The following is a 13,822-nucleotide window of genomic DNA, read 5'->3' on the forward strand; positions in this document are numbered from 1 at the left end:
GCCCTCTGAATCCGCGAGTTTCCGCCATGTCCCGAAAAGAGCCGGCGCGTGGATTCTCGCTGATGGAACTGCTCATCACCATCGCCGTCATCGGGATCCTGATGGGTATCGCCATCCCTTCCTTCCGGCAGGCCGCCCTTGCCTCCGAACTGCGAGCGACCGCGAACAGCCTGCTGGTCGCCACCGTCGCGGCCCGCAGCGAGGCCATCAAGCGCAACGCGGTTGTCGCGCTGTGTCCGTCCTCCAATGGCAGCAGCTGCGGCGGGACATGGGAGCAGGGCTGGATCGTCAGTTGTGCCACCAGCGACAACATCAACTGCACGGCGGGAGGAAGCAACCGCCTGGTGCTGCAGGCCGAGGGCAGCGCCGCCGCGGGCGTCCGGGTCATCGCCCAGGGAGGAGCTACGACCCTGAACTTTGATCCTACGGGAGCCGCTGCAACGGCGCAGGTGTTCAAGATCTGCCGGGAGCGTCCGCTGGGCAACCAAGAGCGCGTGCTGACGCTCACGGCCACCGGCCGGGGCAGCATCACCAAGACGACCACCGGCGCCTGTCCGTAGCGCCGCCGCTACTGCAATGGCCCCGTGGTCAGGCGCCGCGACCGCCGAACGCAACGGAAGCCTTGAGCGCTCCGCTTACCGCCGGTTCACGCCCTCGTCCTTCAGCGAGAACGGCGTGAAGTCGGTGTCGGTGTCGAAGGTATCCACGCCCTCGGCCTTCTTCAGGCGGTTCACCACGAAGTAGGTCAGCGGCGTCATCGCCACTTCCACGCCGAGCTTGAAGGCGAAGTTGAAGGCGATCACGGCGAGCAGGGCGTCGTTGGTCCATATGCCGTAGAAGGCCAGCGGGTAGAAGATCAGCGAATCCACGCCCTGGCCGCAGAAGGTGCTGCCGATGGTGCGCATCCACAGGTGGCGGCCGCCGAAGCGCACCTTCATGCGCGCCATGACGTAGGAGTTGACGAAGTCGCCGGCCCAGTAGGCCAGCATGCTGGCGGCCACGATGCGCCAGGTATTGCCGAACACCACTTCCAGCGCCGGCTGCAGGGTGGCGTTCCAGGGCTCGTGGGGGCTGGGCGTCATGCCGACGACGATGGCGGACATCAGCGTGGCGAACAGCATGGCGGCGAAGCCGGCCCAGATGGCGCGGCGGGCGCGGGCATAGCCGTAGACCTCGGTGAGCACGTCGCCGAAGATGTAGCCGATGGGGAAGAACAGGTTGCCGGCACCGAAGGCGAACTCGCCGATGAAGGGCAGCGTGACGGTGCAGACCTTGCCCGGCCCGATCAGGTTGGAGCAGAGCAGCACCGCGACCATGCCGCCGAGCAGGAAGTCGTAGTACTTGAAGCCCTGTGCCGGTACGGCCTGCGTGTTCATCGTCGCCCCTGGAGTCAGTCGGGGTTCAGCTTACACCGGGATGCTGGTGGGCCCCACAGGCGCGGCGCCGTTGCCCGCTACACTTCGACGATGACCGACGTTTCCACCCCTGCCCCTGCCGCGCCCTCTCCCTCCGCACCGCGGCTGGAACGCTGGCTGTGGCGTTGCCGGCGCTGGTGGGCGCCGGCCAACTTCGCGCTGGGCGTGGGCAGCTTCTTCCTGATCAACCGGCAGGAGGTCATGGGCCTGTGGCTGGCGGGCTTCCTGCTGCTGGGCTGGCTGATGATCCTGGCGGAGGGCACGCTGGGGCAGTGGCTGGCGCGGCTGCGGCCGCAATGGGGCCATGCCTCGCCCTGGCTGCTGCGTTTCGTCACGCAGGGCATCCACCAGGAAACCTTCTTCTTCTCCCTGCCCTTCCTGCTGCACACCACCACCTGGACTTCGATACAGGCGCTGTTCACGGCGGCGGTGCTGCTGGCGGCGCTGGCATCCTGCTGGGACCCGGTCTACCACCACCGGATGACCGGGCGACCCTCGGTGTTCCTGGCCTACCACGCGCTGTCGGTCTACGTGGCGACGCTGATCCTGCTGCCCACCTTCGTGCACCTGACCACCACCGAGACGCTGGCCTGGGCGGCGGCGGCGGTAGCGGTGCTGGCGGTGCCGAGCCTGGCGCAGCTGATCCCGCAGCGCCGGCTGCGTCACTGGCTGGCGTCCTTCGCCGGGGCTGCCGGCCTGGGCCTGCTGGCCTGGCTCTACGGTCCCTGGGTGCCGCCGGTGACGCTATGGATCAACCAGGGCGTGATCAGCCGGCAGGTGGACGAGCCGGCGCGCGAGCCGGGCCCGCCGCTGCGCGAGATCAGCGCGGCCGATCTCAACGCCGGCGGCTTGTATGCCTACAGCGCCATCCGCGCGCCGCGCGGCCTGCGCGAGCAGGTCTTCCACCGCTGGCTGCACGAGGGCCGGGAAGTGGACCGCATCCCGCTGCACATCGAGGGCGGCCGCGAGCAGGGTTACCGCGCCTGGACGCGCAAGACCGGCTTCCCGGCGGACAGCACGGGCGACTGGAAGGTGCAGGTGATCACCGACGGCGGGCAGCTGATCGGGGAGATGCGCTTCCGCGTGCGGTGAAGGGCGGCGCTACGGGCGGCGGTGCAGGCCCATGAGGGCGAAGAAGGTCCGCGGGCCGTCCTGCTTCGAGGAGGGCGCGCGGTAGCAGCCCATCGCCCCCAGGTGCTTCACCGCGATGGCCGCCAGCTCCCAGGCCATGGCCTCGTCCTCGATCTCGAAGGCGTGGTCGCGCCCGAAGATCTCGTAGCCCGTCAGTTCCTCGAGCGCCCGGAGCCGGCTCGCGCGTTCCCGCAGCGGCGCCAGCAGGCTCGGGTTGGCCCAGGCCCACATCCAGGTGTTGGATCGCGGGGAGTAGCTGCCGGCCTCGATGACCTCGGCCTCCAGGGCGAGACGGTCGTCGGCGTCGAAGAACTGCAGGCGGCCGATGTTCTGGTCGAACCACCAGCGCGCGAACTTCCCGATGCCGTGCCGGTCGGCCAGCGCCTGCTGCTTGTCGTGCAGCTCGTCGTGGGCCGCATCGACGAAAGCCTCGAACTCCTCTTCCGTCATGCGTCCGCTCCGGGTCAGCGGACGTCGAGCTTGCCCAGCTTCATCAGCCGCGAGCGCACCGCGCCGTTGGTGCGCTCGTGCGCGGCGGCGAGCTGCTTGGGCGTGCTGCCGGACTCGAAGGCGGCGACCAGGGCCTGGTCTTCCTCGGGCGTCCAGGGCCTGCCGGTGGCGGCGGGCAGCTTCTGGTGCTTGCGGGCGGCGTTGGCGGCCTGCTGCAGGGCGGTGACGGCGAGCCCCAGCGCCCGGATCACGTCCGGCTGCTGGTAGGGGCTTTCGGGAGAAAAGACTTCGCCGGTGGCGGGATCGGTGCCGGCGGCGAGGGCGCGGACGATGTTGAGGGCTTGGGTGGGTTCCATGGCGCGGAATGCTGCCGTGGCCCGCGCCGCGCTGCAACATCAAGCGGCCCTCAGGCCGGCTTCTGCAGCGCCGGGTTGCTGCGCAGGGTCTCGATCACCACGTCCACGCAGCGCTCCATGTGCTCGGCCAGGTCGAAGGACTGCGGCGCCAGCAGCCAGTTGCTGAGCAGGCCGGCCAGGGTGCCGTGCGCCATCACCGCGGCCAGCGGGATGTCCAGGTCCGGGGAGAGCTGCCCCTGCGCCACGGCCCGGGTCAGCAGCCCGGTGATCTGTTCGGCGGCTTCGGCGTGGCCGGCCAGCAGGCGCTCACGGATGCCGCCGCTCTCCTCCACGATCTCGCAGCGGTGGAAGATGATGTCGAGGATCGGCTGCCAGTCGCCCACGGCGTTGTACAGCACCACCAGCCAGGTGATGCGCAGTTCGCCCAGGGGATCGTCCTCCTGGATCATCTGGCGGCCCTCGCAGACCACCTCGGTGGGCAGGCGCACGCGCTCGCAGAGGGCGTCGAACAGGTCGGCCTTGTTCTTGAAGTGGCCGTAGACCGCGCCGCGGGTCACGCCCGCCAGTTCGGCCACGTCGGACAGCGAGGGGCGCGATACCCCCCGGGCGTGAAAGACCTGGACTGCGGCATCCAGGATGCGTTCGCGGGTTTCCAGTGCCTCTTCCTTGCTGCGCTTGGCCATCGGCCTTCAATCCTCGATCACGGCTCGCCACAGGGTCCCGGCCCCGGCTGGCGGGCGGGCCCCTCCCTGTTGCGGCTGTACAACGGGCAGGGATCGTCATTTTACATTCATTCATGAATGAATATAATGGCCCTGTCCCCCCAGTCCCCAAGTGCGCATCATGAAAGGTCCCCGTCTTCTCCGCACCACTCCGTTTGCAGTAGGGATGGCCGCGTTCGCAATCAGCGCCCTGGCGGCCTGCACCCGGGCCGAGGCGCCCCCGGCACCGGCAGCTCCGGAAGTGGGCGTGCTGACCGTGGCCGCCAGTGCCATTCCCCTGGTGGCGGAACTGCCGGGCCGGGTCGAGGCCTCCCGGGTGGCCGAGGTCCGGGCGCGGGCGGCCGGCATCGTGCTGAAGCGCGAGTTCGAGGAAGGCAGCGAGGTGAGGGCCGGCGATCGCCTGTTCCAGATCGACCCCGCGCCGCTGCGCGCCGCCCAGGCCAGTGCCCGGGCCAGCCTGTCGCGCGCCCAGGCCACGCTGAAGCTGGCCCGGCTCAAGGCCGAGCGCTATGCCTCCCTGGTGGAGACCCGCGCCATCAGCCAGCAAGAATACGACGACGCCGTGGCCGCCCGGGAACTGGCCCAGGCCGACGTGAACCTGGCCGAGGCGGCGCTGGAAACCGCCAGCCTGAACCTGGGCTATGCCACCGTCACGGCACCGATCCGCGGCCGCATCGGCCGTGCGGCGGTCACCGAAGGAGCCCTGGTGGGCCAGAACGAGGCCACGCCGCTGGCCACGGTGCAGCAGATCGACCCGGTCTACGTGAACCTGACCCAGTCCAGCAGCGACGCCCTGCGCCTGAAGCGCGCACTGGAAAGCGGCAGCGCGGCGGAGGATGGCGCGGCGCAGGTGACGATCCTCACCGAGGACGGCCGCGAGCATCCGCTGCCGGGCCGCCTGCTGTTCAGCGAGGTCAGCGTCGACGAGGGCACCGGCACCATCGCGCTGCGCGCCGAGGTGCCCAACCCCGACCGCAGCCTGCTGCCCGGCATGTACGTGCGCGCCCGCCTGCAGCAGGCGGTGGCGCGCGACGCCATCACGGTGCCGCAGCAGGCCGTGGTGCGCGCCGGCGACGGTGCCAGCGTCTGGGTGGTGAAGGACGGCAAGGCCGAGCGCCGCGCGGTGCAGGTCAGCGCCGCCCATGGCGACCAGTGGGTCATCGCCTCCGGCCTCGCCGCCGGCGAGCGCATCGTGGTGGATGGACTGCAGCGCGTGCAGCCGGGGGCCGACGTGAAGCCCGTGGCCTGGCCGGGCGCGCAGGTCGCGGCCACCGAACCGCCGCCGAAGACGCCCTAGCGGATGTCCTGAAACCGTCCGCTCCGACCGGGCGGCCCCGGGGGGTGACGCCGGCCATCGAGGCGGCATAGCCCCAACGTAGATCACCAACCGCCGCCCGTACCGGGTCCGGCCCGGCGCGGGCGGCGGTTCCTCCAGAGGTTCACAAGCCATGGCCCGTTTCTTCATCGATCGCCCGATCTTCGCCTGGGTGATCTCGCTGTTCATCCTGATCGCCGGCGGCCTGGCGATCACGCAGCTGCCGATCTCGCAGTACCCGACCATCGCGCCGCCGGCGGTCGTCATCACCGCGACCTACCCCGGCGCCTCCGCCAAGATCCTGGACGAAAGCGTCACCAGCCTGATCGAGCAGGAGCTCAACGGCGCCGAGGGCCTGGAGTACGTCGAGTCCAAGAGCCAGAGCAACGGCCAGGCCACGATCACCGCGTCCTTCCGTGTCGGCACCAACCCCGAGATCGCCTCGGTGGACGTGCAGAACCGCCTGAAGCGGGTCGAGGCGCGCCTGCCGCAGGCCGTGCGCCAGCAGGGCGTGCAGGTCAACAAGGCCACCAACAACTTCCTGCTGTTCGTGACGCTGTCGTCCAGCGACCCGAAGATCGATCCGGTGGTGCTGGGCGACTACATCTCGCGCAACGTCATCGAGAGCATCCGCCGCCTGCCCGGTGTCGGCCAGGCGCTGCTGTTCGGCACCGAGCGCGCGATGCGCGTGTGGATCGACCCGGCCAAGCTGGTGGGCCTGAACCTGACGCCGGCCGACATCGTCGCCGCCATCGAGAAGCAGAACGCCCAGGTGGCGGCCGGCATGATCGGCGGCCAGCCCTCGCCGGACACGCAGCAGATCGCCCACAGCGTCGTCGTCACCGGCCAGCTCACCACGCCCGAGGCCTTCGGCAACATCCTGCTGCGCGCCAACCCGGACGGCTCGGTGCTGCGGCTGCGCGACGTCGCCCGCGTGGAACTGGGCGGGCAGGAGTATGCCGCCACCGCGCGCCTCAACGGCCGCCCGCTGGCCGCCATCGGCGTGCAGCTCACGCCCACCGGCAATGCCCTGGCCACGGCCGACGCGGTGCGCGAGAAGATGGAGGAGCTGAAGACCTACTTCCCCGAGGGCTTCAGCTACGACATCCCCTACGACAGCTCCGGCTTCGTGCGCATCTCGATCAAGGAGGTGGTCAAGACCCTGCTCGAGGCCGTGGTGCTGGTGTTCCTGGTGATGTACCTGTTCCTGCAGAACCTGCGCGCCACGCTGATCCCCACCATCGTCGTGCCGGTGGCGCTGACCGGCGCCTTCGTCACCATGCTGGCGCTGGGCTTCTCGATCAACGTGCTGACCATGTTCGGACTGGTGCTGGCCATCGGCATCCTGGTGGACGACGCCATCGTGGTAGTGGAGAACGTCGAGCGCATCATGCGCGAGGAGGGCCTGTCGCCGCGCGACGCCACGGTCAAGGCCATGGGCCAGATCACCGGCGCCATCGTCGGCATCACCCTGGTGCTGACAGCCGTATTCATCCCCATGGCTTTCTTCGGCGGCTCGGTGGGTGCCATCTACAAGCAGTTCTCGCTGTCGATGGCCTCGTCGATGGTCTTCTCCGCGCTGATGGCGCTGACGCTGACGCCGGCGCTCTGCGCCACGCTGCTCAAGCCGATCGCCCCGGGACAGCATGAGCGGCAGCGCGGCTTCTTCGGCTGGTTCAACCGCCGCTTCGAGCGCGCCACCGCCCAGTACCACGGCTCCGTGGCGCGCGTGCTGCGCCGCACCGGCCGCTACATGCTGGTCTACGCGGTGCTGCTGGTGGGCCTGGGCTGGCTGTTCCTGCGCCTGCCCAGCTCCTTCCTGCCGACCGAGGACCAGGGCTATACCCTGACCCTGGTGCAGTTGCCGCCGGGCGCCAGCATCCACCGCACCGAGCAGGTGGTGGAGCAGGTGGAGCAGTTCTTCGGCGCCGAGTCGGCGGTGTCGCGATTGGTCACGGTGGTGGGCTTCAGCTTCGCCGGCGCCGGCGAGAACGCGGCGCTGGGCTTCGCCAACCTCAAGGACTGGAGCGAGCGCAGCAAGGAGGAATCCGCGATGGCGCTGGCCGGCAAGGCCAACGGCGCGCTGTCCAGCGTGCGCGACGCGCACATCCTCAGCATCGTGCCGCCGCCGATCCCGGAACTGGGCAGCGCCACCGGCTGGGCCCTGCGCCTGCAGGACCGCGGGAGCCTGGGCCGCGACAAGCTGATCGAGGCGCGCAACCAGTTCATGGAGATGGCGCAGAAGAGTCCGGTGCTGATGAATGTCATCGTCGAGGGCCTGGAGGATGCGCCGCAGCTGCAGCTCGACGTGGACCGCGAGAAGGCCAGCGCGCTGGGCGTGTCCTTCGACGACGTCAACACCGCGCTTTCCACCGCGCTGGGGTCGGCTTACGTCAACGACTTCCCCAGCCAGGGGCGCCAGCAGCGCGTGATCGTGCAAGCGGTGGCCGAGGCGCGCATGCAGCCGGAGGATCTGGCGGCACTGTACGTGCGCAACGGCCGCGGCGAGATGGTGGCGTTGTCGTCCTTCGTGCAATCGCGCTGGATTCCCGGCTCGGTGCAGCTGATGCGCTACAACGGCTTCCCCACCATCGGCATCACCGGCGACGCCGCCAGCGGCTACAGCACCGGCGAGGCCATGGCGGAGGTGGAGCGCCTGGTGGCGCAGCTGCCCAGGGGCGTGGGCTACGAATGGTCCGGCCAGTCGCGCGAGGAGAAGCTCTCCGGCGCGCAGGCACCGGCGCTGTTCCTGCTGTCCTTCCTGGCCGTATTCCTGTGCCTGGCGGCGCTCTACGAGAGCTGGTCGATTCCCTTCGCGGTGATGCTGGTGGTGCCGCTGGGCGTGCTCGGCGCGGTGCTGGGCGTGACCCTGCGCGGCATGCCGGACGACGTCTACTTCAAGGTGGGCCTGATCGCCATCATCGGCCTGTCCGCCAAGAACGCCATCCTGATCATCGAGTTCGCCAAGGACCTGCACGAGCAGGGCCGGGACCTGGTCGAGGCTACGCTGGAGGCGGTGAAGCTGCGCTTCCGCCCCATCATCATGACCTCGCTGGCCTTCATCCTCGGCGTGCTGCCGCTGGTGATCGCCGACGGCGCCGGCTCCGCCAGCCAGCGCGCCATCGGCACCGCCGTGATGGGCGGCATGATCGCCGCCACCGTGCTGGCCGTGTTCCTGGTGCCGGTGTTCTTCGTGGTGGTGAAGCGGCTGGTCTCGCGGCGCGCCGCACCCGCACTGGAGCCTGTCCATGAGTAAGACGATCTTCCGCCTCGGCGCCTGGACGCTGGCCCTGGCGATGGCCGGCTGCACGCTGGCACCGCGCTACGAGCGGCCTGCGCTGCCGGTGGCCGCGCAGTACCCGGCCGGCGACAGCGTGCCGGCCCGCGACGCCGTGGAACTGGGCTGGCGCGAGATGTTCACCGATGCGCGCCTGCAGGCCCTGATCGCCGCCGCGCTGGAGAACAACCGCGACCTGCGCACGGCGGTGCTGAATGCCGAACGCGCCCAGGCGCTGTACCGCGTGCAGCGTGCCGGGCAACTGCCGCAGATCGACGCGCAGGGCAGCCTGACGCGCGGCCGCACGCCGGCCGACCTGAGCGCCACCGGCGCCGCCGTCACCGGCAGCGAGTACCAGGTGGGCCTGGGCATCACCGCCTTCGAGCTGGACCTGTTCGGCCGCGTGCGCAGCCTCAAGGATGCCGCGCTGGCGGAGTACCTGGCCACGGCAGAGGCGCGCGATGCCGCGCGCATCGCGCTGATCGCCGAGGTGGCCAAGGCCTGGCTTGCGGACCTGGCACTGCGCGAGCAGATGGACCTCGCCCGCAAGACCCTGGAGGCGCGCAGCGAGGCACTGACGCTGGCGCGCCAGCGCTACGAGGCCGGCGCCTCCTCGGCGCTGGACCTCAAGCTGGTGGAGACGCTGGTGGAGTCGGCCCGCGTGGCGGTGGCCACGCTGACGCGCCGCAGTGCCCAGGCTGGCAATGCCCTGAGCCTGGTGGTGGGCGCGCCGGTGGCGCGGGGCGAGGATGCGTCCCTGCTGTCGGACCAGCAGTTCGTCGCCGACCTGCCTGCCGGCCTGCCTTCGCAGCTGCTGGCGCAGCGTCCGGACCTGCGCGCCGCCGAACTGCGCCTGCAGTCGGCCAACGCCAGCATCGGTGCCGCGCGCGCCGCGTTCTTCCCGCGCATCTCCCTGACCGCCGGCATCGGCAGCGCCTCGCCGGAGCTGTCGGAGCTGTTCGAAGCCGGCAGCCGCAGCTGGTCCTTCGTGCCGCAGATCACGCTGCCGATCTTCGACGCCGGCCGCAACCGCGCCAACCTGCGCGTGTCGCAGGTCGACCGCGACCTGGCCGTGGCCGGCTACGAGCGCAGCATCCAGGCGGCTTTCCGTGAAGTGGCCGACGCGCTGGCGGCGCGCGGCAGCTTCGAGGAGCAGGTGGAGGCACAGGAGCGCCTGCGCCAGGGCCAGGCGGATCGCCTGCAGCTCGCCGAGCAGCGCTACAAGGCCGGCATCGCCAGCTATCTCGATGTGCTGGATGCGCAGCGCGAATTGTTCGATGCCGAGCAGGACCTGGTGGAGGCGCGCCAGCAGCGGCTGCTGAACCTCGTGGACCTGTACCGTGCCCTGGGCGGCGGCCTGCGCGAGCGCGGCACAGGTGCCTGATGAAGCCCAAGCTCAGGGCCCCGGCGCGGCATCCTTCGCGCGGAAGACATTGGGCGAGGCCGAGGTCCACTTGCGGAAGGCGCGGCAGAAGTTGCTGGTGTCCGAGTAGCCCAGCCGTTCCGCGATCTGCTCCACCGACAGGGCCGTGCTGCGCAGCAGGCGGATGCTCTCGGCGCGGCGCGTTTCTTCCAGCAGCCGGTGGAAGCTGGTGCGGTGCTCCTTCAACTTGCGCTTGAGCGTGCGGCTGGACATGTGCAGCCGCCGCGCGATCCGTTCCAGGCCCGGATAGTCGCCCTGCGCGTCACGCAGCATCGCGCGCACCTGCCCCGGAATGTCGCCGGCGAAGCCGAGCTGCTCCAGCTCGCGCCGGCATTGCTCCTCCACCATCCGGGCCGTCACCGGATTGGCCGTGTCGGGCCGCAGGTCCAGGTAGGTCGAGCGGAAGCGCAGCTGGCTGGAGCCCATGTCGAAACGCATCGGCGGCAGGCGTTCGCGGTAGCGCGCGTAGTACGGCGGCTCCGGGCTGTCGAACCACAGCTGGATCTCCGGCATGCGATGACCCGTCAGCGCCGGCGCCACGCGCGACATGCCGACCAGGAACAGATCCAGCAGGCATTGGCGCACGGCGGCGTTGAGCGGCATCGCCTCGGAGATCTCGATGGCCGCATGCCCGCCGTCCGTGAACAGCCGCATGCGGAACATCGGCAGGCGCAGTTGCAGGAACTTCACGCTCAGCTCGATCGCCTCGCGCAGCGTGGACGAGCTGATCATCCCGTAGCCCATCAGGCCGTGCGAGGTCAGGCTGCTGTGCAGGCCGATCTCATAGCCCAGCGCCGGCTCGCGGCTCAGCGCCACGGCCTGGTACAGCAGGGTGCCGGCCTGCAATTGCGTGAGCCGGCCGTTGGGATCGTCGAGCAAGGCCTGCGGCACCGCGGCCGCGGCCAGCAGCGCCGCGCGATCCACGCCATGGCGTTCCGCCACGTCCTGGATCAGCACGCCGTAGACCACCGGTACGAACGGTCTGCCGAGATCATCCGGTCTCATGCCGCGTCTACTCCCTGGCCCGAGATGACCATCATCTCGTCCCGAGGCGCCACTGACAACGGACCTTCTGCGGCCAATAGTGCGGCCACAACAGATCACGGAGGAGACGTCATGCAGACCCCGCATCAGATGAGCCGACGCCGCCTGCTCAAGGCCGCGGGCGGCGCCGGCGCGCTGGCCGCTTTGGCACCATGGCTGTCCTTTTCGGGCACAGCGCAGGCGGCGGGCAACGGTTTCGGCCTGACCATCACCGACCAGGCGGCGTCGGGTCGCCTGGAGTACTACCGCTTCGCCACCAGCCAGATTTCCTGGCAGCCCGGCATCAACGTCCTGCTGCCCGACGGCTACTACCAGGAGACCTGGCGCCGCTATCCGGTGCTGTACCTGCTGCACGGCGGCGCGCAGGACTTCCGCAAGTTCCACCTGGAGGACGACATCATCGGACTCACCGCCGGCCGCAAGCTGATCGTGGTGATGCCCGACGGCGGCACCGCCGGCTGGTACAGCAATCCGGTGAGATCCTTTTCCGGCGCCAGGAACTGGGAGAGCTTCCACCTCAACCAGCTCATCCCCTGGATCGACGCCAACTTCCGCACCTATGCCGAGCACGACGGCCGCGCGGTGTCCGGCTTCTCCATGGGCGGCTTCGGCGCGCTGAAGTACGCGGCCAAGTACTACGGCCACTTCTGCTCGGTCAGCTCGCACTCCGGCCCGGCGAGCCTGCGACGCGATGCCGGCGCGGTGGTGCACTGGGCCAACACCAGCGCCAAGTTCGCCGAACTGGGTGGCGGCTCGCTCTACGGCGATCCCTTCTGGGACCAGGGCCGCGTGACCGCCGACAACCCGGTGGAGCGCCTCAACAGCTACTACAACAAGCGCATCTTCCTGGTCTGCGGCCTCGACGAGGACGTCAACGAGACCTTCGTGCGCGCCGGCCAGCGCGAGTTCCGCGGCCTGCTGGCCGGGCGGGGCATCCCGCACGAGTGGTACGAACTGCCGGGCGCGCACTTCGTGCGGCGCGAGATGCTGCAGGCGGACGTGGACGGTGTGATCGCGCGTTGCCGCAAGGCCTGAGCTTCGGACGGGATCGGCACGAAAGCCGCCTTTCGGCGGCTTTCGTGTCCGTGGCCTGCAAGCAAGTGGCCGCCGCTACGGCCCCAGCGAGAACAAGCCTTGTCGTAGAAACCGACCGGACCGCTCATCCTCGGCATGAACGGGCGGGCATCGTGGCGCACAAAAAAGCCGCCCGAAGGCGGCCCTTTTGTGCAGCTCTCTGGCTTCAGTGACCGCCGCCGTCCAGCGACTTGATCGCCTGGATCATGGAGACCATCACCTTCTGCGCGTCGCCGTACACCAGGTTGGTGTTGTCGGCGAAGAACAGCTCGTTCTCCACGCCCGAGTAGCCCTTGCCCTGGCCGCGCTTCACCACGTAGACCTGCTTGGCGTGGTCCACGTTGAGGATCGGCATGCCGTAGATCGGCGAGGACTTGTTGGTGCGCGCGGCCGGGTTCACGGTGTCGTTGGCGCCGATGACGATGGCGACGTCGGCTTCCTTGAACTCGCCGTTGATGTCTTCCATGTCGTAGATGATGTCGTACGGCACGCCGGCTTCGGCGAGCAGCACGTTCATGTGGCCGGGCATGCGGCCCGCCACCGGGTGGATGGCGAACTTCACTTCCACGCCGGCATCCTGCAGCAGCTTCACGAACTCGTAGAGCTTGTGCTGCGCCTGGGCCACGGCCAGGCCGTAGCCCGGGGCGATGATGACCTTGGAGGCGTAGCGCATGTTCACGGCCGCGTCGCCGGCTTCCGCCGGCTTCTGGCTGCCCTTGATCTCGCCCTGCTGTTCGTCGCCGGCGGCGCCGAAGTTGGAGAAGATCACGTTGCTCACCGAGCGGTTCATGGCCTTGGCCATCAGCAGCGTCAGCAGCGTACCGGCCGAGCCCACCACCATGCCCGCGATCATCAGGGCGGGGTTGTTGAGCACGTAGCCTTCCAGGCCCACGGCAAGGCCGGTGAAGGCGTTGTACAGCGAGATCACCACCGGCATGTCGGCGCCGCCGATGGGCATGGTCATCATCACGCCGAAGATCAGGGCCAGCGCGAAGAAGGCCACCGTGACGCCGGCCGGGGCATGGCCGCCGGCGCCGAACACGATGTACAGGCCGATGCCGATCGTGGCCAGCATGATCGAGCCGTTGATGGCCTGGATGCCGGTCATGCGCAGCGTCTTGTTGATGCGGCCGTCGAGCTTGGCCCAGGCGATCAGCGAGCCGGACAGCGACACCGCACCGATCAGGCCGCCGAACACGGTGACCAGGTAGTGCAGCGAGCCGTGGCTGGCGCCTTCGGCCGGAACGGCCAGCAGCACCATCGCGGCGATCGCGGCGGCGGAGCCGCCGCCCATGCCGTTGTAGAGCGCCACCATCTGCGGCATCGCGGTCATCTCGACCGTCTTGCCGCTGCGCCAGGCCCAGCCCACGCCGATCAGCAGCGCCACCACCGCGATGATCGCGTTGGTGGTCAGGTGCGGCTTGGCGGCTTCGGCCACGCCGAAGGTGTAGAGGAAGCTGGCCAGCACCGCCACCAGCATGCCGTAGCCGGCCACCACGATGCCCGACCGCGCCGTCACCGGCGAGGACATGCGCTTGAGGCCGTAGATGAACAGGAAGGAGGCCGCCAGGGCGCTCACTTCGATCAGGAGTTGTGCATTCATTGGTCTGGCGTC

At 69.5% G+C, this 13,822-nt stretch carries 12 protein-coding genes; 6 read left to right on the forward strand and 6 right to left on the reverse strand.

Annotated features, from left to right (window positions below):
- The first annotated feature begins 26 nt into the window (after positions 1 to 26).
- Complete coding sequence (locus C3942_RS05830; protein WP_279330984.1) at positions 27 to 560, forward strand: GspH/FimT family pseudopilin; 534 nt, start codon at positions 27 to 29, stop codon at positions 558 to 560.
- Between the two features lie 75 nt (positions 561 to 635).
- Here C3942_RS05830 and C3942_RS05835 read toward each other — a convergent pair whose 3' ends face one another.
- Complete coding sequence (locus tag C3942_RS05835; protein WP_104229420.1) at positions 636 to 1,376, reverse strand: queuosine precursor transporter; 741 nt, start codon at positions 1,374 to 1,376, stop codon at positions 636 to 638.
- Positions 1,377 to 1,466: 90 nt separating this feature from the next.
- On the opposite strand from C3942_RS05835, the gene C3942_RS05840 reads away from it, so the two are divergent.
- Positions 1,467 to 2,507, forward strand: a complete 1,041-nt coding sequence (locus C3942_RS05840; protein ID WP_104229421.1) for a DUF5924 family protein — start codon at positions 1,467 to 1,469, stop codon at positions 2,505 to 2,507.
- A 9-nt stretch (positions 2,508 to 2,516) separates the two neighbouring features.
- Here C3942_RS05840 and C3942_RS05845 read toward each other — a convergent pair whose 3' ends face one another.
- From C3942_RS05845 to C3942_RS05855, 3 genes are read right to left on the reverse strand one after another with little or no spacing between them, the layout of a single operon-like run.
- Positions 2,517 to 2,996, reverse strand: a complete 480-nt coding sequence (locus tag C3942_RS05845; protein ID WP_104229422.1) for a DUF6882 domain-containing protein — start codon at positions 2,994 to 2,996, stop codon at positions 2,517 to 2,519.
- Between the two features lie 14 nt (positions 2,997 to 3,010).
- Positions 3,011 to 3,352, reverse strand: a complete 342-nt coding sequence (locus C3942_RS05850; RefSeq protein ID WP_104229423.1) for an SANT/Myb-like DNA-binding domain-containing protein — start codon at positions 3,350 to 3,352, stop codon at positions 3,011 to 3,013.
- Positions 3,353 to 3,402: 50 nt separating this feature from the next.
- Positions 3,403 to 4,035, reverse strand: coding sequence for a TetR family transcriptional regulator (locus C3942_RS05855; protein WP_104229424.1), 633 nt, complete (start codon positions 4,033 to 4,035; stop codon positions 3,403 to 3,405).
- A gap of 205 nt (positions 4,036 to 4,240) precedes the next feature.
- On the opposite strand from C3942_RS05855, the gene C3942_RS05860 reads away from it, so the two are divergent.
- From C3942_RS05860 to C3942_RS05870, 3 genes are all read left to right on the forward strand, one after another.
- A complete protein-coding gene (locus C3942_RS05860; protein WP_104229425.1) occupies positions 4,241 to 5,371 on the forward strand; it encodes an efflux RND transporter periplasmic adaptor subunit in 1,131 nt (376 codons plus the stop codon).
- Between the two features lie 151 nt (positions 5,372 to 5,522).
- The gene (locus C3942_RS05865; protein WP_104229426.1) at positions 5,523 to 8,645 is read left to right on the forward strand and encodes an efflux RND transporter permease subunit; all 3,123 of its coding nucleotides are present in this window, start codon (positions 5,523 to 5,525) and stop codon (positions 8,643 to 8,645) included.
- Complete coding sequence (locus tag C3942_RS05870) at positions 8,638 to 10,050, forward strand: efflux transporter outer membrane subunit (RefSeq protein ID WP_104229427.1); 1,413 nt, start codon at positions 8,638 to 8,640, stop codon at positions 10,048 to 10,050. Before C3942_RS05865 ends, C3942_RS05870 begins: the two co-directional genes overlap by 8 nt.
- Before the next feature lie 12 nt (positions 10,051 to 10,062).
- Here C3942_RS05870 and C3942_RS05875 read toward each other — a convergent pair whose 3' ends face one another.
- Positions 10,063 to 11,094, reverse strand: a complete 1,032-nt coding sequence (locus C3942_RS05875) for an AraC family transcriptional regulator (protein WP_165797342.1) — start codon at positions 11,092 to 11,094, stop codon at positions 10,063 to 10,065.
- A 111-nt stretch (positions 11,095 to 11,205) separates the two neighbouring features.
- On the opposite strand from C3942_RS05875, the gene C3942_RS05880 reads away from it, so the two are divergent.
- Positions 11,206 to 12,168: an alpha/beta hydrolase gene (locus C3942_RS05880; protein ID WP_104229429.1), complete on the forward strand. Its 963-nt coding sequence runs from the start codon at positions 11,206 to 11,208 to the stop codon at positions 12,166 to 12,168.
- A gap of 205 nt (positions 12,169 to 12,373) precedes the next feature.
- Here C3942_RS05880 and C3942_RS05885 read toward each other — a convergent pair whose 3' ends face one another.
- Complete coding sequence (locus tag C3942_RS05885; protein WP_104229430.1) at positions 12,374 to 13,810, reverse strand: NAD(P)(+) transhydrogenase (Re/Si-specific) subunit beta; 1,437 nt, start codon at positions 13,808 to 13,810, stop codon at positions 12,374 to 12,376.
- Positions 13,811 to 13,822: the final 12 nt, after the last annotated feature.

The organism is Solimonas fluminis (genome assembly GCF_002930645.1).
In the GTDB taxonomy this organism is placed as follows: domain Bacteria; phylum Pseudomonadota; class Gammaproteobacteria; order Nevskiales; family Nevskiaceae; genus Solimonas_A; species Solimonas_A fluminis.

Bases quoted from the DNA above. Each gene is read 5' to 3' on its own strand.
- C3942_RS05855 (WP_104229424.1), bottom strand. From the start codon at position 4,035: ATGGCCAAGCGCAGCAAGGAAGAGGCACTGGAAACCCGCGAACGCATC.
- C3942_RS05840 (WP_104229421.1), top strand. From the start codon at position 1,467: ATGACCGACGTTTCCACCCCTGCCCCTGCCGCGCCCTCTCCCTCCGCA.
- C3942_RS05850 (WP_104229423.1), bottom strand. From the start codon at position 3,352: ATGGAACCCACCCAAGCCCTCAACATCGTCCGCGCCCTCGCCGCCGGC.
- C3942_RS05835 (WP_104229420.1), bottom strand. From the start codon at position 1,376: ATGAACACGCAGGCCGTACCGGCACAGGGCTTCAAGTACTACGACTTC.
- C3942_RS05885 (WP_104229430.1), bottom strand. From the start codon at position 13,810: ATGAATGCACAACTCCTGATCGAAGTGAGCGCCCTGGCGGCCTCCTTC.
- C3942_RS05860 (WP_104229425.1), top strand. From the start codon at position 4,241: ATGGCCGCGTTCGCAATCAGCGCCCTGGCGGCCTGCACCCGGGCCGAG.
- C3942_RS05875 (WP_165797342.1), bottom strand. From the start codon at position 11,094: ATGAGACCGGATGATCTCGGCAGACCGTTCGTACCGGTGGTCTACGGC.
- C3942_RS05880 (WP_104229429.1), top strand. From the start codon at position 11,206: ATGCAGACCCCGCATCAGATGAGCCGACGCCGCCTGCTCAAGGCCGCG.
- C3942_RS05865 (WP_104229426.1), top strand. From the start codon at position 5,523: ATGGCCCGTTTCTTCATCGATCGCCCGATCTTCGCCTGGGTGATCTCG.
- C3942_RS05870 (WP_104229427.1), top strand. From the start codon at position 8,638: ATGAGTAAGACGATCTTCCGCCTCGGCGCCTGGACGCTGGCCCTGGCG.
- C3942_RS05830 (WP_279330984.1), top strand. From the start codon at position 27: ATGTCCCGAAAAGAGCCGGCGCGTGGATTCTCGCTGATGGAACTGCTC.
- C3942_RS05845 (WP_104229422.1), bottom strand. From the start codon at position 2,996: ATGACGGAAGAGGAGTTCGAGGCTTTCGTCGATGCGGCCCACGACGAG.